Genomic DNA, 21,448 nt, shown 5'->3' with positions numbered 1-21,448 from the left:
CGGCGGGTACGGTGGCCACCGCGATGGCGACTATCACCGCCCGTCCGTTCCACGACGCCAGCCGCCTGGTCGCGCGTCCATGCACGCCGGCATCGGTGTGACTGGCCGACCTGGGCGGGAGCCAGTACACCTCCAGCGAGGCCGCAAAGGGCTGCGCATCACCGTTGTGAGCATCCACGCACTGCCAACGAACGATCCTGCTCGTAGGCTGCGGCCATGACCGAGATCCACACCCCGACGCCCCGCGACGCCTTCGAGCTGCTGCTGGCCGGTAACCGACGGTTCATCGCCGGCACCCCTGAACACCCGAACCAGGACGCCACCCGCCGCGCCCCGCAGCCGCCGCCAGCCGGTGATGCATATGCGCGCCCTGCCCCGCAGCCTCACCCCTCTCCCGGACGAAGCCCTCCACGGCTACCTGCTGCGGCTCAGCTACCGAATCGATCACACCCCCATGGACCTCGCCCGCATGGCCGGCTGGCAGACATCCGGCACGCTCAGCCCTGGCCTGCTCCTCGACCTGCCCCGCACACACGCCCAAGGCCTCGCCCACCTGGCCCGACTGACCGAGCACGAGGTCATGGCCATGACCCTGGCCCCGATGCGAGAGAACTGCCCACCCATCGCAGCCTCCCTGACCTCGCCTCATCAGCGCCTTCGCACGGACCCCTGGATCACTGTTCCCGAGGCCCGCTACTGCCCGACATGCCTCGCCGGGGACGGCACCGAAATCCAGAACCGGTACGGCGGCGCATGGAAGCTGCAATGGCACCTGCCCGTGCTGTTCGCCTGCCCGCAGCACCAACGGTTCCTTCACCACACCTGTCCCGCCTGCGGCCATCTGGCCGCCCCCGCCTTCCGGCCGCCCGCCGCATCTCTCTTCCGCCGACGCAATGCCGCCTCAAGATCTCTCACAGCGATGCGCTATGCAGCCAACGCCTGGACCACGCGGAGGGCTTGCATCCCACGCCCGCCTCCGCGCTCATCGACCTCCATGCCCGACTCGAAGAGCTGATCCGCTCAGCCGATCCGCGCCACGCGCGGCAGTCACTGTCCGACCTGAGGATGATCGTCCCCCTCCTCTACTTCTGCTGGCCCCAGTCCAAAGGCCTCATGCGCACCGAGCTGCACGACACCGCCGCGGCATTCCTCAAGTCGTGCTGGTGGGCGTCGCCCACACCCCGCTACGCCAAAGCCCGCTACGACACCGTGGACCGTCTGCCCCCAGACGCACCGGCCAGCGCGGCCTTCCTGGACGCAGCCGACAGGCTCCTGAGGTCCGGCGATCTACAAGACCGCCTCGCCGACCTCCTGCACGCGGCCTTCGGCAGCGAGACTGGCTCGACGAACTGGACCCGTGCCTACCACAAACGCCGCACGACCCTCTCGTCCCGGCTGCGCGCCGCCGCCGACCCCCTTCTCCAGGCGGCACGACGCTCGACCCGGCTTCCGCGGCAGCGTGCTGTCCGGCGAACCATGATGCTGACCAGCACTGGCGCCACGTACTACGGCCCGCACCACATTCCGGCCTCGCTCCGTGACCAGTGGATCACTGACGAGTTCCCGGAAGCTGACCGCACCGCAGATCAGCCTCCGATTCCTCCGCCGCTCCGCCGCGGCCAGACTGGTGCAGCTGTCAGCCGACTGCAGCCTGTGGGAAGCCGCGCAGTGGCTGGGCATTCGACCACGGGCCATCCAGGTCACGACAGCAGACGACACCCTCGCTGGCAGCGCAGTCATCCGCAGCACGCCACGCTTCACCGCCGCCGTCGACCACCTGGTGCACCACCTCGGCGCGGCCAACGAGCGGATCGACTACCAGCATCGCCGCGAAACACTCCGCGACTGGTGGATCCCAGCCTCGACCTGGGAGGAGCTCACCGCACAGATGCCCCGCCGAGGCGCCCCCGACCTGGGACGACTCAAATGCCAGACGGCCTCCGTCTTCGTCTGGACGACAATCACCCAGGGTGACGTCCTACTCGCCCCTCGTCCCCTGGACGCGGACGTCAGCCGCCCGAGACCTGTCGGCTGGTCGAACCAGCGAAACCAGTTCTGGGACCACCTCGCGCACTCCAAGCACCTGAAGCACTACGTCGATCTCCGCCAGGCCCTCACCGATTACGCAGCGCACCTCGCCCAGGAAATCGACTCCAGATCCACGGCCTAGCAGAACAGCAGCAGGCCAACAGCACCGCTCAGACGGGCCGACCACAGCGCTCACGGGCCAGGTGAAGCGCTCAGTCTCACAGGGCCTGGGACAGACCCCCAGCCCGGGGGCTGGGGCGGAGCCCCGGTTGGGGGAAGGGGCGGGGAGGGGAAACAGCCCGCCGCAGGCGTCACCGTCCGCCGGGCGCCCCTAGGACGTCGCCGTCGCGGGGTAGTCGGCTCCGAGGGTCACCTCGCGCCAGGTGTCGAAGGTGGCCCTGAGGGAGTCCAGCCGGGCCTGGGCGATGTCGTACGCGGCCTTGCCCAGCAGCAGCCGCAGCGGGGGTTCCGCCGCCTCCACCGCGCCGATGATGGCCTCGCTCGCGCGGACCGGGTCGCCGGGCTGGTGGCCGTACGTGGCGAGGGTGCCGGCGCGCCGTGCGCCCGCGGTCCCGGCGTAGTCGTCGATGGTGGTGGCGGACTGGCGCATGGAGGGGCCGGACCAGTTGGTGCGGAAGGCGGCGGGCTCGACGATCGTCACCTTGATGCCCAGCGGCGCCACCTCGGCGGCGAGCGACTCGGACAGGCCCTCCACGGCGAACTTGGTGGCGTGGTAGTAGCCGGTGGCGCCGAAGGCGGCCAGGCCGCCGAGGGAGGAGATGTTCACGATGTGGCCGGCGTGGCGGGCGCGCATGCCCGGCAGCACCGCGCGGGTGACGTCCACCAGGCCGAAGACGTTGGTGTCGAACAGGGCCCGGACCTCCTCGTCCTCGCCCTCCTCGAGCGCGGCGAGATAGCCGTAACCGGCGTTGTTGACGAGTACGTCGATGCGGCCGAAGGCGGTTTCCGCCTCCTTCACCGCCTCCGCCACCCGGTCCTTGTCGGTGACGTCGAGCGCCAGGGCCAGCGCGCGGTCCCCGTGCCCGGCGACGATGTCGGCCACCTGCCGGGGGTCGCGGGCGGTGACCACCGCGCGGTGGCCGTGGCCGAGGACGGCGGTGGCCAGGGCCCGGCCCAGACCGGTGGAACAGCCGGTGATGAACCAGACGGGCGAGTCATTGACGGTCATGCGGATGTGTCCTTCGTCGTGGTGCTCATGGGGTCGTGGGGCGCCTCCACCACGTCGGCGGTGAGGCTGCCCAGCAGGGCCAGTGCCTGCTCGGACGGGCTGCCCGGCTCGGCCTGGTAGACGACGAGCTGCTGACCGGGGGCGCTGTTCACGGTCAGTGCCTCGTACTCCAGCGTCAGCTCACCGACCAGGCGGTGCCGGAAGCGCTTGGTCTCATGGGTCTTCTGGCGGATGTCATGGCGGGCCCACAGCCGCCGGAACGTCTCGCTCTTCAGCGACAACTCACCGACGACGGCGATCAGTTCGGGGTCCTCGGCGTCGATTCCGGCCGCCGCGCGGAGCCCGGCGACGGTGTTGACCGCCACCCGGTCCCAGTCCGGGTAGAACTCCCGCGCGTCCGGGTCGAGGAAGACCAGCCGCATCAGATCCCGGCTGTGGGTGTGCCCGTCGAACAGGGCCCCGCCCAGGGCGTTGTGGGCCAGTACGGTCAGACAGCGCCCCAGGACCACGGCCGGGGTCCGCGGCCAGCCCTCCATCATCCGCAGCAGGGACGGGCTCACCCGCTCCCGCCGCGCGGCCGGGCGGCGCCGGCGGGGGGCCGGGAGGGCCAGCCGGTGCAGATGGGCGGCCGCGTCCTCCTCCAGCACCAGCGCCCGGGCCAGCGCCTCGACCACCTGCGCCGAGGGATGCCGCTCCCGGCCCTGCTCCAGCCGTATGTAGTAGTCGGTGCTGACCCCGGCCAGCAGCGCCACCTCCTCTCGGCGCAGCCCCGCCACCCGGCGCCGGCCGGCGGGCAGGATGTCCACGTCCTCGGGCCGCACCCGTTCACGGCGGGCGCGCAGAAAGCGCCCCAGAGGGTTCTCGCTGTCCATGAAAACGAGCGTAGACCGGGGAAAGCGCGGTCAGGGCCTCGTAAGGTGGCCGCGCTGCTCCTACCCTGGGCCGGGAGGTGCCGCCCATGGACCACTACGGGGAGCGCAGGGTCGACCGGGGGCCGGACGGAGGCGGCTGCCCGGTGCGGCGGGGGCCCGACGGGATCTGGCAGGTGTCCGGCTACGAGGAGGCCCGCGCCGTACTGCGCGCCACCGCCACCGTGCAGGCCGGGCTCGGCGTCGAGACGGTGGAGAAGCTGCCGTCCCGGTTCCGGCGGCCGGTGCTCTACCGGGACGGTCCGGAGCACCGCGAGGACCGGCGGCAGACCGCCCGGTTCTTCACCCCGCGCCGGGTCGACGAGCACTACCGCGAGGTCATGGTCGGGGTGGCGGAGGCACAGCTCGACACCGTCCGGGAGACCGGCCGCGGCCACCTCGCCGACTTGAGCTTCCGTCTGGCCATCGAGATGGCCGGTGCCGTGATCGGTCTGACGGAGAGCCGGCCCGGGATCCAGGGGCGGCTGGAGCGCTTCTTCCCCGAGAAGTTCGGCACACCCGGGCTGACCAGCCTCCACGGGATCCGCTGGCTGGTGCGGCAGAACTCCAACTGGCTGCGGGTCTACTGGGGCGATGTCCGCCCTGCCGTACGGGCCCGGCGGCGACGGCGGCGCGACGACCTGATCTCCCATCTGCTGGACGAGGGGTGTTCGTCCGGCGAGATCCTGGGGGAATGCCTCACCTTCGCCGCCGCGGGCATGGTCACCACCCGGGAGTTCGTCAATATGGCCGCGTGGCATCTGTTCGGCGACGCCGCCCTGCTGGCGCGGTACCGGGCCGCCGACGAGCCCGGCCGGATCGCGATCCTCCAGGAGATCCTCCGGCTCGAACCGGTCATCGGCCGGCTCCGCCGCCGTACCACCGCACCGCTCCGGCTGCCCGGCGGCGGCCAGGACCAGGGCGCCGAGGTGACCGTCCCGGCCGGGGAGCTGGTCGACATCCTGCTGCACCGCGCCAATCTCGACGCCCGTACGGTGGGCGAGGGGCCGGAGCGGCTGTGTCCGGGCCGCCCGATGGCCGCGGGCGCGGGGGCGCCGGGGCTGTCCTTCGGGGACGGTGCGCACAAATGCCCCGGGGCCACCATCGCGCTCCTGGAGACGGATGTCTTCCTCAGCCGGCTGTTCGCCCTGCCCGGCATCCGTATGGCCGCCCCGCCCAGGGTCGGCTTCAAGGACGGGATCGACAGCTATGAGCTGCGCGGCTGCACGGTGGTGCTCACCGGACGGACCTGACCGGCCGGTGGCGGGCGTGGGGTTCAGCGCGGGTACAGCTGCCGCCGTGCCGTGGTGAAGCGGGCGAGGGCGTCCGGGAGCGGGTCGATGCCGATACCGGGTGCGGTGGGCACCGGGAGGTGGCCGTCCTGGAGGACGAACGGCTCGGTGATGTCCTCGGCGAAGTACCGGCCGGAGGCCGAGGTGTCCCCGGGCAGGGTGCAGCCGGGCAGGGCGGCGAGGGCCAGGTTGGGAGCGCGGCCGATACCGGTCTCCAGCATCCCCCCGCACCACACCGGGACGCCGTGGGCGGCGGCGAGGTCGTGGATGCGGCGGGCCTCCGGATAGCCGCCGACCCGGGCCGGTTTGATGTTGATGACCCGGCAGGCGTCCAGCGCGATGGCGGACGCGGCGTCGCGCGCGTTGTGGATGGACTCGTCCAGACAGACCGGGGTGGTCAGCCGCCGCTGGAGCCGGGCGTGGGCGTGGAGGTTGTTCTCCTCCAGTGGCTCCTCGATGAGCAGCAGCCCGAACTCGTCGAGTCTCCTGAGGTGTTCGGCGTCGGCGAGGGTGTACGCGGTGTTGGCGTCGACCTGAAGCGGCAGCGCCTCGCCGAACCGTTCCCGTACGGCGCGTACCGGCGCCACGTCCCAGCCCGGCTCGATCTTCAGCTTGATGCGCACATAGCCCTCGGCGAGATACCGCTCCACGTCGTCGATCAGCTCGGGGAGGGAGTCCTTGATGCCGACGGACACCCCGGCGGGCACCCGCTCGTGGACCGAGCCGAGGAAGGTGGCGAGCGGCATGCCGTGGGCGCGGAGTTCGGCGTCGAGCAGCGCGGTCTCAAGCGCCGCCTTGGCCAGCTCATGGCCCTTGACGGCGGCCATGGCGGGGGCGAGGGCCGCGGTCGTGGGCGTGGGGAGGGCGGCCACCCTCGGCAGCAGGAAGTCGCGGATCACGATCTCGGCACCGGCGATGAACTCCGCGCAGTACAGCGGCTCCGGGTCGGCGGCGAACTCCGACCAGCCCTCGGCCCGGTCCGTGACGATATGCAGCAGAAAGGTGTCCTTGCTGGTCATCGTCCCGAAGGAGGTGCGGAAGGGAGTGATCAGCGGAAGGGCGACATGGAGCAGTTCGGCGCGTTCGAGCCTCATGGCCGCGGGTCCTCTCCGGGGGTGGTCGGGGTGGGGTTCCGGGTGAGCCGGTACCAGCCGTCGCGGGACATCGCGGTGGCCCGGAAGCCCTCGGCGTACGCCTCGGTGAAGACCTCGCGCACGGCGTGCCGCCAGCGCAGCGCCAGTGCCGGGTCGGCGGTGCGCAGCGCGACGACGTCCCCGGGCACCCTGCACCACAGCCGGTCTCCGTCGCGGGCGGCGAGCGGGCCGCCGTCGAGGGCGTGGCGGAGGACCGGGGCGGCCGCCCGGTCGCCGGTGTCATCGGCGGGGGCGGGGGCGGGCCCCGCGAGGAGGTCCCAGCGGGCGGTGAGCCGGTCGCTCTCGTCGCCGTCGTTCACCCCGTCGTTCATGGGCCCGTAGAGGTCGACCAGGTACTCGGCGCCGACGGCACCCAGTTTGACCAGGTTGAAGCGGGCGTTACGGGCGACCAGCGGGTCGAAGGTCCAGCGCATGGTGTGGGCCCCGCGCTCCAGCGCCCAGCCGCGCTGGGCCTGCTTGACGGCGTGGCCGACGCCCCGGTCGGAGGCGGTGGCGGCGGCCACGAGCGAGTACACCTCCCGGTCGGCCGGCGGGCCGAAGACCGCGACCGCGGCACCGGAGAGCCGCTCGCCGCCAGGCACAGTGGTGTACGCGGCGTGTACCGCGCCGCCCGCGTGGACGATGCTGTGCAGCACCTCGGCCGGATAGGGCGGGTTGCTGCGCGGCAGCCGCCACACCTCGGCGAAGAAGTCGGCCACCGCCTGGACACCGGCCACGTCGTGGACGGTGCGGACGGCGACCCCGGCGGCGCGGGCTGCGGCGGTGGCCAGCGCCTCGGCGTCCATCGTCACTGATGTCATGGGCCCGAGTCTCCCGGGGCGCGCATGCGCGCGGCTTGTCCGGACGCACAAGCGCGACCTAGTGTCCTGTTGCGATCAGCCAATCGCCTCGCGCGTCAGCCCCCTGGAAGGCCCGGTACCGCCCATGGACACCCGCACCCTCGGGGAGCTTCTGGACACCCTGGGCGAGCCCGCGCTGCGGCTGCTCACCGCCCCGTCCGGGCTCACCGCGCCCGTCACCGAGGTGCTGCTGTACGACGCCCACGCCCCGTTCCCGGACCGGGCGCCCGGCGCCCTGCTGCTGGCGGTCGGGGTGCGGGCGGACGCGGCCGGGGCGCTGGTGGACGAGGCGGCGGCCGCGCGGATGGCGGGTCTCGTCGTACGCGGCGAGGAGGGGGCCGCATCCGGGCAGGGGCCCTCGTCCGGGCAGGGGCCCGGGCCGGGGCTCGCGGAAGCCGTCGCCCGGGCGCGGGAGCGGGGGCTGGCCCTGCTCACCGTGGACGAGGACGCCGCCTGGCACCATGTCCATCTGCTGCTGGCCGGTGCGGTCGGGGCCCGGCCCTCCCCCGCGGGCGGCGCCGCGCTCGGCGATCTGTTCTCGCTCGCGGGCGCCGTGGCCACGGCCGTGGGCGGCGCCACCGTGATCGAGGATCCGCGCCAGCGCATCCTCGCCCACTCCACCATCCCCGGTCAGCCCGTGGACGAGCCCCGGCGCCAGGGCATCCTGGGCCGTCAGGTGCCGGGCAGCCCGGAGAACACCGAGCAGTACCGGGTGCTGTTCGCCTCCCAGGGGCCGGTGCGCCTGCCCGCCCTCAGCGCCGAGGAACTGCCGCGGCTGGCCGTCGCCGTACGGGCGGGCGGCGAGACCCTCGGCTCGCTGTGGGTCGTCGACGACGGGACCCTCGCACCGGACGCCGAGGAGGCACTGGCCCAGGGCGCCTCCACGGCCGCCCTGCTCCTGCTGCGGGCGCGGGCGGCACAGGAGCTGTCCCGCCATATGACCGGCGATCTGCTGCGCCGCCTCCTGGACGGCACCGCCGAGCCCGCCACCGCCGCCGAGCGCCTGGGGCTCGCCCCCGGCACACCGGTGCGGGTGGCCGCCTTCGCGCTGGAGGGCGCGGCGGGCGCGCCGGACGGGGAGCAGGCCGCGCTGCGGCTGCTGGACCTCGTCCGGCTACAGTGCGAGGCCCGGTACGGGCGGCACGCCTGTGTGCTGGTCGACGGGGTGGTGTACGCGCTGCTGCCGGTCGCCGACGGGCGGGCCGGGGAGCGGCAGCGGCGGCTGGCCGAGGACATCGTGCGCCGCGCGGGGCAGGCGCTGAGGGTGCCGGTGCGGGCGGGTCTCGGCGATGTGGTGCCGGAGGTGGCGGAGGTCCGCGGCTCGCGGGAGGACGCCGATCTGGTGCTGCGGGTGCTCGGGCCGGACGAGACGGTGGCCGCCATGGCGGAGGTCCGGGCCCGCGCCGTACTGCTCCGGCTCACCGAACTCCTCGGCGAGCGGCGGGAGTTGGCGGCCGGGGCCTGGCGGGACATCGTGGCGTACGACGCCGGGCACGGCACGGACTACGCCCGGACGCTGGTGTGCTGGCTGGACGCCGGATGCGATATGGCGCGGGCGGCGCGGCTGCTGGCCGTCCACCCCAACACCTGCCGCTACCGGCTGCGGCAGGCGCGGACGCAGCTGGGCATCGACCTGGACGACCCGGACGAGCGGCTGGTGCTCTGGCTCCAGCTGCGCACGCTCGCCGGGCTGCGGAGCGCGTGCGCCTAAGCGCTCTGCTGGACGTGCCCCGAACTGCCGTCGATCGTCCGCAGCGCCATCGTGGCTGGTCGCGCCCGCGCGGCGGAGCCGCACATCGGCACAGCCCGCGCCCCTTCGGGGCGCCTCTCGAACCGCAGCCGACCTCCGCCGACCTGCTCAGGGCTGTCCTGCGGATTCAGCCGAGCCAGCCCATGAGCCGCGCCTCGCACTGCCGCAACTGCTCCACCGGCACGTACTCGCCCGCGGTGTGGGCCAGTGACGGGTCGCCGGGGCCGTAGTTGAGCGCCGGTGTGCCGAGCGCGGCGAAGCGGGCGACATCGGTCCAGCCCAGTTTGGGTCGGGGCGCCACGCCGAGGTACGCCACGAGCGAGGCGGCCGCTTCCTGGTCCAGGCCGGGCAGGGCGCCCGGGATGTTCTCGGTGATCTCGACCTCGTACTCGGGGAAGAGGTCGCGCACGTACGCCTCGGCCTCCCGCGGTGAACGGCTGGGCGCAAACCGCAGGTTGACCGTGATGACGCACAGATCGGGCACCACATTGCCGGCCACGCCCGCGCGCACCGCCACGGCGCTCAGCCCCTCGCGGTACTCCAGCCCGTCGATGGTGATCCGCCCGGCGGTGTGCTCGTCCAGGCGCCGCAGAACGGCCGCGGCGCGGTGGGCGGCATTGACCCCCTTCCAGGCGCGGGCGGTGTGCGCCCGCTCGCCGCGTACGGCGATGTCCGCCATCAGCACACCCTGGCAGCCCGCCTCGACACCGGCGTCCGAGGGTTCCATGAGGATCGCCAGATCGGCCCGGACCAGCTCGGGGCGTTCCGCGGCGATCCTGGCCAGGCCATTGCGGTCGCCGGCCACTTCCTCGCATTCGTAGAACACATAGGTGATGTCGTGCGCGGGCGCGGGGAGTGCCGCCGCGAGCCGGAGGGCGACCGCGACACCGCCCTTCATGTCGCAGGCCCCGAGGCCGTAGAGCAGTCCCCCGTCCAGCCGGGAGGGGAGGTTGTCCGCGGCCGGGACGGTGTCCAGGTGCCCGGCGATGACCACCCTCCGGTCGCGGCCCAGCTGGCTGCGGGCCACGACGGAGTGGCCGATCCGCTCGACGGTCAGCCACGGCAGGGCGCGCAGCGCGCCCTCGACGGCGTCGGCGAGCGGGGCCTCATGGCCGCTTTCCGAGGGGATGTCGACCAGGGCGCGGGTGAGCGCGAGCACATCGGCGGTGGGATCGAGCGGGGTCATGGGGTGGTCTCCGGTTCGGGGGCGGGGCGGTTGAGGGTGGAGTGCCGGATGCCGTAGAGCCCGTAGACCGCGAGTCCGACCGCCATCCAGGCGCCGAAGGCGATCCAGGTGTCGGCCCCCAGCCCGTACATCACATACCCGCAGCAGGCCACGCCCAGCAGGGGTGTCACGGGTGCGAGCGGCACCCGGAAGCTGCGTGGCGCGTCCGGCGTGCGCCGGCGCAGGATCAGCACGGCCAGGTTGACCAGGGCGAAGGCGAAGAGGGTGCCGATGCTGGTGGCGTCGGCGAGGTCGCCGAGCGGGATGAGCGCGGCGAGGAGGGCGACGAAGGCGGAGACGATGACGGTGCCCGCGCGCGGCACCCCGGTGCGCCGGTGGACCCTGGAGAACAGCCCCGGGACCAGCCCGTCGCGGGACATCGAGAACAGGATGCGGATCTGCCCGTACTGCACGGTGAGGACCACGCTGGTGGTGGCGACGACGGCGCCGATGGACAGCAGGACCGGCCACAGCTCGCCACCGCCGACGGAGCGCACGAGGACCTGGCTGAGCGTGGCCTCGGTGCCCGCGAACCGCTGCCAGGGCATCGCGCCGACCGCCGCCAGCGCCACCGCGCAGTACAGGGCGGTGACCAGGCCGAGCGAGAGGACGATGGCGCGCGGCAGATCGCGCTGCGGGTGCTTGGCCTCCTCCCCCGCCGTGGAGGCGGCGTCGAAGCCGATGTAGGAGAAGAAGAGCGAGGAGGCGCCCGCGGTCATCCCGGCCGTGCCGAGCGGGAAGAGCGGCCGGAAGTTCCCGGCGTGGAAGGCGGTGAAGGCCACCGCGCAGAAGATGACGAGCGCGGCCAGCTTCACCGCCACCATCACGGTGTTGACCACGGCGCTCTCCCGGGCGCCGCGCAGCAGCACCACCATGGCGAGGACGACGATGGCGGCGGCGGGGACGTTCAGCACCCCACCGTCGCCGGGTGGGGCGGCGAGCGCGTCGGGCAGGGTCCGGCCGATGGTCAGCTGGAGCAGTTCGTTGACGTACTGGCCCCAGCCGACCGCGACCGCCGCCACGGAGACCCCGTACTCGAGGATCAGACACCAGCCGCACACCCAGGCCACCAGCTCGCCCAAGGTGGCGTAGGTGTAGCTGTACGAGGACCCGGCGCCCGGGATCATGCCCGCGAGCTCGGCGTAGGACAGGGCGGAGAACAGCGCGGTGACCCCGGCGAGGACGAAGGAGAGCACCACCGCCGGGCCCGCCTGGGGCACCGCCTCGCCGAGCACCACGAAGATCCCGGTGCCGAGCGTGGCGCCGACGCTGAGCAGGGTGAGCTGGGTCAGCCCCAGGGTGCGGCGGAGCGGACCGCCACCGGCCTCGGTGACCAGCTCCGCCACCTCCCGGCGGCGGGTCAGTCTGCCGACCGGGCCGGTGGCCCGGCCCGGGGCCCGCCGGCCGTGCGGTTGTGTTCGCACACCGTTCACATTGCCTCCCTTGTCCGCGCCGCCGCGCTGTACGGCCCCTGATGATGCGGAAGGGAGCGGACGGAGAGGTGCACGCATCGGCCAAAGACCCGCCCGTGGCTTTGACCGTTCGGCCAACGCCCGGCCGCGGCTACGCCGTCCGCGAGCGGCCCAGCAGCGCCAGGGAGCAGACCAGGGACACGGCCACCAGCACCATCTGGTAGATCACGACCGGCACGATCGATCCCCCGGTCGAGTGCAGCAGCCACTCGCCGACCAGGGGTGCCGTACCGCCGATGAGCGCCGAGCACAGCTGGTAGGAGAGGGAGATACCGGTGTAGCGCACCGAGATCGGGAAGGCGGCGGCGAGCAGTCCGGCCAGGATCGCGTAGTTCATCGCGCCGGTGATGCCCAGCAGCGAGATGCCGAGCCCCACGACGACCGGCTGGGTCGTCGAGACACAGGCGTACATCACCGGCACCAGCAGGAAGTTGAGGCCCAGCAGGGCCGCCACGGTGCGGCGCGGGCCGAAACGGGCGGCCAGCACCACCCCGAAGGGCTGGGTGATGAACTGAAGGACGCTGTAGACGAGCAGCACGTTCAGCATGGTGGAGCGCTCCATGCCGAGGCTGTCGGTGGACCAGGACAGGACGAAGGTGGTGATGAAGTACGTGGCGGCGATGCCGATGGAGCTGGCGAGCACACCGAGCGCGAGGGATCCGGGGTGACCGGTGATCAGCTCCCGCAGGGGCACCTTCGCCACCCGCTTCTCGTCGCGCAGCCGGACGAACTCCGGGGACTCCTCGACCTTGAGGCGCACCACCAGCCCGATGACCACCATCACGGCGGAGAAGAGGAACGGCACACGCCAGCCCCAGGCGTCGAAGTCGTCGTCCGGCAACTGGGTGAGCAGCGCGAACATCCCGGTGGCCAGGATCGACCCGGCCGGGGACCCCTGCTGGGCGAAGGCGCCGAAGGACAGCGCCTTCTCCTTGGGCGCGTGTTCGCTGGCGATGAGGACGGCGCCACCCCATTCGCCGCCCACCGCGATGCCCTGCACCATGCGCAGCAGCACCAGCGCGATCGGCGCGGCGACGCCCACCTCGTCGTAGCCGGGGAGCAGCCCGATCAGGGTGGTGGCGATGCCCATCATCAGCAACGTGGTGACCAGGGTCTTCTTCCGGCCGATCCGGTCGCCGAGGTGGCCGAAGACGATGCCGCCGACCGGCCGGGCGAGGAAGCCGAGCCACAGGCTGCCGAACGCCTCCAGCGCGCCGGTGGTGTCACCGCCGCCGCCGAAGAAGACCTTCCCGAGGACGAGCGCGGACGCGGTGGAGTAGATGTAGAAGTCGTACCACTCGACGGTGGTGCCGATGAACGAGGCGAAACCGGCCTTGCGGGCGGTCCGCTCGCGGTCGGTGGCCGGGGCTCGGTCCGTGGCCGCGGCGGTGGCGGTGGGCTTGCTCATGGTCAGCGTCCAGATATGCGGTCGGCGAAACGGGCGATGGGCGATGTGGTGGTGCGGCCGGAGGCCTCCGAGCGGTCGGCGGCTCGGTACGCGGCGTACATGCCGTGCACCCCGAGCCACCGGAACGGTTCGGGCTCCCAGCGCCGGGTGCGGTGGCCCACCCAGGGCAGCGCGGTCAGCTCGGTGGAGTGGCCGAGCAGCAGATCGCTCAGGGTGCGCCCGGCGAGGTTGGTGGCGGCCACGCCGTGGCCGACGTAGCCACCCGCGAAGCCGACGCCGGTGGCCGGGTCGTAGTCGATCGAGGCGCACCAGTCGCGGGGCACGGCCAGCACCCCCGACCAGGTGTGGTCGATGGCGGCCTCGGCGGTGTCCGGGAAGAGGCCGGTGAGGATCCGCCGCAGGGCACGCACGGTGTCCGCGCTGGTCTGCCCCGCCCGGTCGGTGCGGGAGCCGAACTTGTAGGGCACTCCGCGGCCGCCGATGGCGATCCGGCCGTCCGCGGTGCGCTGTCCGTAGGTGTACGCGTGGGTGGCGTCGCTGAGGAGTTCCTGCCCCTCCCAGCCGAGCCGCTTCCACAGTTCGTCGGGGAGCGGCTCGGTGACGATCATCGAGGAGTTCATCGGCAGCCAGGTGCGCCGCTCGCCCTCGATACCGCTGGTGAACCCCTCGGTGGCGCGGACGATCCGGCCCGCGCGGATGGTGCCGAACGGGGTGCTGACCCGGCCGGGGGCGATGGCGGTGACCGGGGTGGACTCCAGGATCCGCACGCCCCGCGCCTCCACCGCTGCGGCCAGGCCGCGCACCAGCTTGGCCGGGTGGACCCGGGCGCAGTGCGGATTGTGGTAGCCGGCCAGCGCCCCGTCCAGGCGCAGCCGCTCGGCGAGCCGGGGTGCGCTCAGCCACTCCAGGTCCTGCCCGCCCCAGTGGCGCAGCTGGTCGTACGCGGCGCGCAGCCGGGGCAGTTGGGCGGCGCCGTGGGCGACGGTGAGATAGCCGCTCTTGACGATGTCGGCGTCGATGCCCTCGGTACGGGCCACCGAGATCACCTCGTCCACGGTGTGGATCATCTCCCGCTGGAGGGCGATCACGGCCTCGCGCCCGCGCTTCCTCGCATAGGTCCCGGCCGATCCGGCGATCTTGCAGCTGAGCCAGCCGGCGTTCCGCCCCGAGGCGCCGAATCCGGCGAACTCCCGCTCCACGACGGTGATGTCGAGATCGGGGGCGGCCTGTTTGAGGTAGTACGCGGTCCACAGCCCGGTGAAGCCCCCGCCCACGACGCACACATCGGTGTCGAGGTCGCCGTCGAGCGGCGGACGCCGTTCGGGGAAGCCGGTCTGGCGGTACCAGAAGGACACATTTCCGTTCAGCACTGCGGCACTCAGCCAATCGTGGTCGAACGGCCGCTGGTCGGGCGGCCTGGGATGGCCCCGGTTTCGTCGCGGATCGAAGTGGCAGGGGGTCAGTAGCTGGGTGGGCTGATCACCCACAGCACCCGGGCGGCCGCCCCGGCCGTCTCGCTCAGCCGATGCGGTACGGCCGAGGAGTAGCGGATGCTGTCACCGGCCCCGAGGGTGAAGGAGCGCTCGCCGAGCTGGAGCCCGACCGTGCCCTCGAGGACGTACAGGAACTCCTCCGAGTCGCCGTGGCTGTAGAGGGTCTCTCCCGTGGAGCCATGGGCGTCGAACTCCCCCAGGAACACTTCGAGATGGTGCTGCGGCCCCGGGGTCAGCCGGAACTTGCGCCCGCCGAGCACCCCGAGGGCGAGCCGGGGCGCCTCCTCGGCGCGCAGCACGCTCGGGCCGCTGGTGAAGTCGTCGCCGAACAGATCGGCCACCTTCAGGCCGAGCGCGGCGGCGACCTGCTGGAGGGTGGCGATGCTGGGATTGGCCTGCCCGCGCTCTATCTGGCTGAGATAGCCCTCACTGATCCCGGCGGCCTCGGCGACGGTCCGCAGCGTCAGCCGGCGCGCCTTGCGCAGCGCGCGCAGCCGGTCGCCCACGGACTCGTCGGCGGTTCCCGCGGCCCGGTCCGTGGCGTGTTCGTTCTCCATGGCCGCACACGCTAAGAGCGCTGAACGGATGGCACAAGAGTCTGAACTGAAAACTCAGAAATCTTTACTGAGCGCCGGATCCGGCGCTCAGTCCGTCCAGGGTGAGGTCGAGGAGGCGGTCGGCCTGCTCCCGCTGCTCGGGCTTCCCCGAGGCGAGGGCGATGCCGGTGAGCGCGGCGAACATGTCGGTGGCGCTGATGTCCGACCGGATCACCCCGGCCGTGACGGCGGCGTCCATCAGCCGTGACAGCGCGTCCTGGATCATCTCGTGGCTCTGGGCGTACGGATTGACCCCCGACGCGACCACGCCCCGCAGCGCGTCCGCCATGCCCAGCTTGGCGTTGGCGTAGTCCATGAAGCGGGCCAGCCACGCCCGCAGGGCCTCGCGCGGGGGCAGGGCCGCCAGCAGTTCGGGGGCGGCGTCGCAGAGCCGGGCCAGCTCATTGCGGTAGGCGGCCTCGATCAGCAGCTCGCGGGTCGGGAAGTTCCGGTAGAGGGTGCCGGTGCCCACGCCCGCCTCCTTGGCGATGCGCTCGAGATGGGCGTCCAGCCCTTCCTCGGCGAACACCCGCACCGCGGCGGAGAGGATCTTCTCCCGGTTGCGCTGTGCGTCGGCCCGCAGCGGGCGCCCTGGATCCCTGACCATCGGCGGCTCTCCTCATTCCCCGGTTGCTAAGTGGAGGCGCCCCCACTTAATGTGGGGTGAAGTGGCGGCGCCTCCACTTCTTACTGTAGGCCATCGCCGCTCCCCGTTCCCCCCTGCCCTCCGGCAGTTTTCCTGGAAGGAGCCCCCATGACATCGGGTATCGAAGGCAAGGTCGTCGCCATTACGGGTGCGAGCAGCGGTATCGGCGAGGCGACCGCGCTGCTGCTGGCCGAGCGTGGCGCCAAGGTCGTCCTCGCGGCGCGGCGGTCGGACCGCATCGAGGCACTGGCGGCCCGGATCGCCGGGGCGGGCGGCGAGGCCGTCGCCGTCGTCACGGATGTGAAGCGGCGCGCGGATCTGTCCCGGCTGGTCGCGACGGCACGCGAACGGTACGGAAAGCTGGACGTCCTCGTCAGCAACGCCGGGATCAGCCCGATCTCCGCCCTCGACGATCTGCGCGTCGAGGACTGGGAGGCGATGATCGACGTCAACATCAAGGGGGTGCTGTACGGCATCGCCGAGGCCCTGCCCGTCTTCCGGGAGCAGGGCTCCGGGCATTTCGTGCACACCCTCTCCACCGCCGGGCTGACCATCGTCCCGACGATGTCGGTCTACGCCGGCACCAAGAACGCCGTACGCGCCATCTCCGAAGGGCTGCGCCAGGAGGCCGGCGAGACGCTGCGGGTGACCACCGTCTCGCCGGGGTTCATCCGGACGGAGCTCGCGGGTTCCATCACCGACCCGGACACGAGGAGCGGGATCCAGGCCGGCATGGACAAGATAGCGATCTCCCCGGCCGCCATCGCCCGCGCCATCGCGTTCGCCATCGAGCAGCCGGCCGGTGTCGACGTCGGCGAGATCGTGGTCCGTCCCACCGCGCAGGGCTGAGCTCCGCGCCCGAGGGTCAACCGGCGGGCGCGCGGCCGGTGTCCAGGAGCGCGGCATGGACGGCCGCGGTGAGCACCAGGGCCGCGAGTGCCCATGAGATCCAGTCCCCCGGGTCCGGCAGCCACTGCCGTCCGAGCGCGAGCGGATAGATGGCCACCGCGTATCCGGCGGGTACGGTACGCGGCACGATCCCCTTTCGGGCGGCGCCGAGGAATAACGGCGGCGCCAGCAGCCCGGCCGAAAACACCACGCCCACCACCCACAGCACCCGGTGCCGCGGACTGCCGTAGAGAGCGGGCCGTGCAGATGTTCCAGTGGAATATTCGCTCACGATCGCCTTTCGTTCGGTGCGGAGTGCAGACGATTGAGTGCGTGACGTGCGCTCACGGCACCGATACCGTCCAGATCACGAAGCTGACGCGCGGAGAAACCGGAGAGTAGTTCGAGATTATCGATACCGGCCCTGAGTAATGCATTGGCCAAACGATGTCCGATTCTGTCGTGTCCGAGGACGTCGAAGAGTTCGCCTCCCTCACAGGAACCGCAGCGCCGTCCGGGCGCGCTCGGCGTCATTTCCCGGGCGCTGCAGCCACCGCACATATCGATCACCCGGCCATCCCATCGCGCCCTCGACCAGCTCATTTGGACGATGACTTCGCGCAGCGCACCGACACTGTCGGCCGCTGAGGAGGAATGAGTGGCGCCACAGATGTCACATCGAATGGTGATCGAATGGCTCATGTGAGCATGATGGCAGAGAGCCTTCCCCAGAGCCTTCCCCGTCATCGCTTTGCGGCCGCTCGACCGCCTCTGGGACATGCGTTTCTCACAGCCGCTTGATGACAAATGCGACTGTTACGCCGCCCGGAGTGGTGAAAGCGTGAGCTAACAGTGGACAGCGAAGAGTCCGGGGGGAGTCCGCGCGAGCCGTAGTCAGCGGCTTGAATCCCGTCTGCACGACGGGGAACGCACCAGCGACAATCCGGTATCCGGCCGAGTGCTGTCACCGTGAGCCCCCACCGGGCTCATTTGACCGACAACGGAAACGGCTGGGTGATGACAGACAACGCGACGGACAAGAGTGCGGCCGATACCAGGCGGCGCCATCACCGGAGATGGCGCGTATCCGCGGCGCTGGGTCTGACGGCGGTGCTGGCGGGCGGCGGGATCGCCGCCCTCCGGACGGCCGGATCGCCCGCGTCCGACGCCTCGGAGCCCGCGGCCGCCGTCGCCTCACACTCCGGCCGGCTGACATCGGAGGAATCGCGCGAGGCGTCCCGTATCGCCATCGACGCCGCCACCGGGCCCGGGACCGCGAAGGACCGTCAGAAGGCGGCGGAGAAGGGCGACGGGGAGCGGAACGCCGCGGGCGGCCCCGGCGCCGAGCCGCTGGACACCCGCCGTCCGCTCCGGGCCAAGTCGGCGTCCTCCGCCACCGACAGCCGGGCCGAGGTCCAGCTCTACGACTACGCCTCGGACACCCTCATCACCAGGGTGGTCGATCTGCGCTCCAAGAAGGTCCTCGACTCCATCCGCCGGCACGGCGTCCAGCCGCCTCCCACCCTGGCCGAGGCCCGCGAGGCGGTGAAGGTCATCCTCGCCGACCGCCGGCTCGGCCCGGGGATGCGCGCGTCCTATGCCTCACAGACCGGGAAGCGGCTGACCTCGCCCGCCCAACTGCGCCTCCAGAGCATGTCGTTCCTCGGTTCACGGGCCGAGGGGGTGGACGGCGCCCGGAAGGTGTCCCGGTGCGGTGAGCACCGGTGTGTGCAGCTGTTCGTGCGCATTCCGGGTGGCAAGTGGATCGACACCAGCCGGATCGTCATCGATCTGTCGGCCAGGCGCGCCGCCGTCATCGGTCTGTGAGGGGAGTCTTGTCCGTGTCCAGTCTGTTTCGGCGTGCCCGGATGCTGATCGCCGTGGTGGGATTGCTGGCCCTGTGGGTGCCGGGCCCGGCCTCCGCCGCACGCGCGGGGGCCGCGGCGGCCCCGTCCTGCCCCGCCGCGGATCGCATCGGCACGACCCTGAAGAACGGTGCCCGGTGGCAGATGTGCTGGGACATCGACCGCAACACCGGCGCGGTGCTGAGCGATGTGATCTACACCCCGAACCGTGGCACCCCCACCCGGGTCCTCAAGAGCGCCTCGCTGGCCGAGGTGCATGTGCCTTACGACAGCGGTCAGCCGCGCTTCTACGATGTCTCGGCGATCGGCTTCGGCGATCTGGAGCAGGGCACGCTCACCCGGCTCAGCGCCAAGGACTGCCCCGACGGACGGCTGCGCGACTTCCGTGACACCCCGGTGCTGTGCGTCGAGGAGCAGCCGCGGCCGTTCGCCTACAAGAGCGCGGTGGAGAAGGGCATACTGCACGGCACCGACCTGGTCGTCTTCTCGGTCTCCGAGATCGGCTGGTACGACTACATCACCGAGTGGCGCTTCTCGGACGACGGCTCCATCACCCCCCGGTCCGGCGCCACCGGAAGCCTCTCGCCGTTCCAGTTCTCCGACGCGAGCAGCGGCTGGCCGACCGGGGTGGGTTCCACCCGGTTCAGCGAGAACCACTCGCACAACATCTTCTGGCGGCTGGACTTCGACGTCGACGGACAGTCGAAGAATCGCGTGGAGCAGTACGACTACCTGGGCAGCGGCACGGCCGCGCGCACCACCAAGCGCACGGTGTTCTCCCGTGAGACCGCGGCGGATCTCGCGCCCACCCGCTTCTGGCGGGTGGTGAACCCCGCCACCGAGAACTCCGACGGCCACGCCAAGTCCTGGGAGATCGACAACCACCAGAGCGATCAGTACCGGGGGCCGCGCGAGACCGAGGAGTTCACCCACCACGACATGTACTTCACGCAGTACCGGGAGTGCGAGCGGCTGGCCTACGGCAACACCGCTCCGGACTGCGCCACCTCGGTCGACAAGTACACCGGCGACGAGAAGCTCACCGACCCGGTGGCCTGGGTCAGTGTCGACTTCCACCATGTGCCCAGGGACGAGGACCAGGACCCCATGCCCACCCACTGGCAGGGCTTCAGGATCGTGCCCCGGGACGTCACGGCCACGAGCCAGCTGCCATGACCCGGCCCCCGTCGCCCGTCCCGTCCCCCGGCAAGGAGTGCACCGTGTCACGTACGACCCCGGCCCCGTCCGCCGAGGAGCGGTCGAAGATACGCCGCGTCCTCGAGGACCGACTGACCGCCCTGGCCCGCGCCCATCAGGTGCCAGGAGCCCAACTCGCCGTGCACTACGGCGGAATGACCCTCGCCGTGGAGACCGGTGTCCTGGACGTGGACACCGGCGAGCCGTGCACCGCCGACGCGGCCGTGCCCATCGGCTCCATCACCAAGGCGTACACCGCGACCGTGGTGATGCTCCTGGTGGCGGACGGCGATGTGGAGCTGGACGACCGGCTCGGCGACCATGTGCCGGAGCTGCGGCGGGCCGGTCCGCCGTGCACGGTGCGCCAGGTGCTCAGCCACACCGCGGGGCTTCCGTCCGGGCCCGACTCCGACCAGGTGGCCTCGCTGACCGCCGCGCGCTATCTGCTGGACCACTGCACCGACCGCACCCTGGTGATGCCCCCGGGGACGGACTTCTCCTACTCCAACGCGGGCTTCGTGGCCGCCGGCCGGCTGATCGAGACGGTCACCGGGATGAGCTGGCAGGAGGCCATGCGGTCCGTGCTGCTCGATCCGCTGGGCACCGTGCCGTCCTTCATCGGCACGGCCGGAGCCCCGCACCGGCCCACGGCGCGCGGCCACTCGGCCAACAAGGCCACCGGCAGAACGCGTCCGGTGCGGCAGAACCTCGCCCCCGCCGAGGCCGCGGCCGGCGCGCTGAGAGCCAGTGCCCTCGATCTGGTGGCGCTGGGCCGGGCCCATCTCGGCGACGGCGCCGCGGGATCGCTGCCCCGCGGGCTCGCGGAGGAGATGCGCCGCCCGGTGCCCGGCGCCGACCCCGGTGTGCTGGCCGACGGCTGGGGCCTGGGCTGGGGGCTCTTCCGGCACGGCGACACCCTGTGGTTCGGGCACGACGGCAACGCCCAGGGCACCTCCTGCTTCCTGCGGGCCGATCCCGCCACGGGCACGGTGGTCGGCTTCACCGCCAACGCGGGCACCGGCACCGAGCTGTGGCACGAACTGACCGATGTCCTCGGCGAGATCACCGGCGTCCGGGTGCCCCCCACACCCACCCCACGGCGCCGGGCCACCCCCATGGCCGCGACCTCGCAGTGCACCGGGATCTACCTCAACGGCGACATCGAGTACCAGGTGACCATCGGCGACGGCGGCGGTCTCGCCCTGTCCGTGGACGGCGACCTCCCCGCGCCGCTGGTCTGCCACGAGGACCTCACCTGCGATCTGGTGGACCCCTCATCCGGACGCCGGCTCCCCGGCGGACGCTTCGTCCGCGATCCGCGGACCGGCGCCGTGGACCGGATCCAGCTCTCGGGCCGGATGGCCCGTAAGAGCGCCCTGGTCTGAGGTCCCACCGCCCCGCACACGGCCGTTCTCCCCACATCTCCCCCGGCCGGGCGCGGGCGCACCGGCTCGGCGCCGGCCGGCCCGAGCCGCCCCCCATATCCGCCCGTTCAACC

Annotated in this window: 20 protein-coding genes and 1 pseudogene; 9 read left to right on the top strand and 12 right to left on the bottom strand. The window is 72.1% G+C overall.

Annotation, left to right across the window (positions count from 1 at the left end; all coding sequences use genetic code 11):
* Positions 1-216 precede the first annotated feature (216 nt).
* The 3 genes and pseudogenes from KHP12_RS52015 to KHP12_RS46995 form a co-directional block, all read left to right on the top strand.
* A pseudogene (locus KHP12_RS52015) lies at positions 217-345 on the top strand (carbonic anhydrase); the annotation flags it as partial.
* Between the two features lie 16 nt (positions 346-361).
* Entirely contained in the window at positions 362-1,015 is a 654-nt protein-coding gene (locus tag KHP12_RS47000) for a TniQ family protein (RefSeq protein WP_167442692.1), read from the top strand.
* A gap of 522 nt (positions 1,016-1,537) precedes the next feature.
* A complete protein-coding gene (locus KHP12_RS46995) occupies positions 1,538-2,170 on the top strand; it encodes a hypothetical protein (RefSeq protein ID WP_211834651.1) in 633 nt (210 codons plus the stop codon).
* Between the two features lie 189 nt (positions 2,171-2,359).
* Here KHP12_RS46995 and KHP12_RS46990 read toward each other — a convergent pair whose 3' ends face one another.
* Together KHP12_RS46990 and KHP12_RS46985 are read right to left on the bottom strand one after the other, a co-directional pair.
* Complete coding sequence (locus KHP12_RS46990) at positions 2,360-3,217, bottom strand: oxidoreductase (protein WP_086884649.1); 858 nt, start codon at positions 3,215-3,217, stop codon at positions 2,360-2,362.
* The gene (locus tag KHP12_RS46985) at positions 3,214-4,089 is read right to left on the bottom strand and encodes a helix-turn-helix transcriptional regulator (protein ID WP_211834650.1); all 876 of its coding nucleotides are present in this window, start codon (positions 4,087-4,089) and stop codon (positions 3,214-3,216) included. Before KHP12_RS46985 ends, KHP12_RS46990 begins: the two co-directional genes overlap by 4 nt.
* 86 nt (positions 4,090-4,175) lie before the next feature.
* Between KHP12_RS46985 and KHP12_RS46980 the strand changes: the two genes are divergently transcribed.
* Entirely contained in the window at positions 4,176-5,378 is a 1,203-nt protein-coding gene (locus KHP12_RS46980) for a cytochrome P450 (RefSeq protein ID WP_211834649.1), read from the top strand.
* A 23-nt stretch (positions 5,379-5,401) separates the two neighbouring features.
* Here KHP12_RS46980 and menC read toward each other — a convergent pair whose 3' ends face one another.
* Complete coding sequence (gene menC, locus KHP12_RS46975; protein ID WP_086884647.1) at positions 5,402-6,511, bottom strand: o-succinylbenzoate synthase; 1,110 nt, start codon at positions 6,509-6,511, stop codon at positions 5,402-5,404.
* Positions 6,508-7,371 carry a chorismate synthase gene (locus KHP12_RS46970; protein ID WP_244202451.1) on the bottom strand — a complete coding sequence of 288 codons (864 nt, stop codon included), beginning with the start codon at positions 7,369-7,371 and terminating at the stop codon, positions 6,508-6,510. The genes menC and KHP12_RS46970 overlap by 4 nt, the downstream gene beginning before the upstream one ends.
* Before the next feature lie 124 nt (positions 7,372-7,495).
* Here KHP12_RS46970 and KHP12_RS46965 point away from each other — a divergent pair, with 124 nt between their 5' ends.
* Entirely contained in the window at positions 7,496-9,121 is a 1,626-nt protein-coding gene (locus KHP12_RS46965; protein WP_211834648.1) for a PucR family transcriptional regulator, read from the top strand.
* 166 nt (positions 9,122-9,287) lie between these two features.
* Here KHP12_RS46965 and dapE read toward each other — a convergent pair whose 3' ends face one another.
* From dapE to KHP12_RS46935, 6 genes are all read right to left on the bottom strand, one after another.
* The gene (dapE, locus tag KHP12_RS46960; protein WP_211834647.1) at positions 9,288-10,346 is read right to left on the bottom strand and encodes a succinyl-diaminopimelate desuccinylase; all 1,059 of its coding nucleotides are present in this window, start codon (positions 10,344-10,346) and stop codon (positions 9,288-9,290) included.
* On the bottom strand, positions 10,343-11,809 hold the full coding sequence (locus tag KHP12_RS46955; RefSeq protein ID WP_372455333.1) for an amino acid permease: 1,467 nt from the start codon (positions 11,807-11,809) through the stop codon (positions 10,343-10,345). The genes dapE and KHP12_RS46955 overlap by 4 nt, the downstream gene beginning before the upstream one ends.
* A gap of 139 nt (positions 11,810-11,948) precedes the next feature.
* Complete coding sequence (locus tag KHP12_RS46950) at positions 11,949-13,265, bottom strand: MFS transporter (protein ID WP_086882177.1); 1,317 nt, start codon at positions 13,263-13,265, stop codon at positions 11,949-11,951.
* 2 nt (positions 13,266-13,267) lie between these two features.
* Positions 13,268-14,635, bottom strand: a complete 1,368-nt coding sequence (locus KHP12_RS46945; RefSeq protein WP_308017037.1) for an NAD(P)/FAD-dependent oxidoreductase — start codon at positions 14,633-14,635, stop codon at positions 13,268-13,270.
* Positions 14,636-14,724: 89 nt separating this feature from the next.
* The gene (locus KHP12_RS46940; protein WP_182472636.1) at positions 14,725-15,315 is read right to left on the bottom strand and encodes a helix-turn-helix domain-containing protein; all 591 of its coding nucleotides are present in this window, start codon (positions 15,313-15,315) and stop codon (positions 14,725-14,727) included.
* A 64-nt stretch (positions 15,316-15,379) separates the two neighbouring features.
* On the bottom strand, positions 15,380-15,961 hold the full coding sequence (locus KHP12_RS46935) for a TetR/AcrR family transcriptional regulator (protein ID WP_086882175.1): 582 nt from the start codon (positions 15,959-15,961) through the stop codon (positions 15,380-15,382).
* A 147-nt stretch (positions 15,962-16,108) separates the two neighbouring features.
* Between KHP12_RS46935 and KHP12_RS46930 the strand changes: the two genes are divergently transcribed.
* Positions 16,109-16,849, top strand: coding sequence for an SDR family oxidoreductase (locus KHP12_RS46930; RefSeq protein ID WP_211834645.1), 741 nt, complete (start codon positions 16,109-16,111; stop codon positions 16,847-16,849).
* Positions 16,850-16,865: 16 nt separating this feature from the next.
* On the opposite strand, the gene KHP12_RS46925 is transcribed toward KHP12_RS46930, so the two are convergent.
* Positions 16,866-17,180, bottom strand: coding sequence for a hypothetical protein (locus KHP12_RS46925; protein ID WP_210608931.1), 315 nt, complete (start codon positions 17,178-17,180; stop codon positions 16,866-16,868).
* Entirely contained in the window at positions 17,177-17,590 is a 414-nt protein-coding gene (locus KHP12_RS46920; protein ID WP_210608934.1) for a helix-hairpin-helix domain-containing protein, read from the bottom strand. Before KHP12_RS46920 ends, KHP12_RS46925 begins: the two co-directional genes overlap by 4 nt.
* 315 nt (positions 17,591-17,905) lie before the next feature.
* Here KHP12_RS46920 and KHP12_RS46915 point away from each other — a divergent pair, with 315 nt between their 5' ends.
* From KHP12_RS46915 to KHP12_RS46905, 3 genes are read left to right on the top strand one after another with little or no spacing between them, the layout of a single operon-like run.
* The gene (locus KHP12_RS46915) at positions 17,906-18,715 is read left to right on the top strand and encodes a hypothetical protein (RefSeq protein ID WP_211834644.1); all 810 of its coding nucleotides are present in this window, start codon (positions 17,906-17,908) and stop codon (positions 18,713-18,715) included.
* Positions 18,716-18,729: 14 nt separating this feature from the next.
* Entirely contained in the window at positions 18,730-19,929 is a 1,200-nt protein-coding gene (locus KHP12_RS46910) for a copper amine oxidase (RefSeq protein WP_211834643.1), read from the top strand.
* Positions 19,930-19,973: 44 nt separating this feature from the next.
* Positions 19,974-21,335: a serine hydrolase domain-containing protein gene (locus tag KHP12_RS46905; protein ID WP_211834642.1), complete on the top strand. Its 1,362-nt coding sequence runs from the start codon at positions 19,974-19,976 to the stop codon at positions 21,333-21,335.
* Positions 21,336-21,448: the final 113 nt, after the last annotated feature.

The sequence above is a fragment of the Streptomyces asiaticus genome (assembly GCF_018138715.1).
Classification (GTDB): Bacteria; Actinomycetota; Actinomycetes; order Streptomycetales; family Streptomycetaceae; genus Streptomyces; species Streptomyces asiaticus.
The sequence above is the reverse complement of the archived record's forward strand: the minus strand, read 5'-3'. Positions and strand labels throughout refer to the sequence as shown.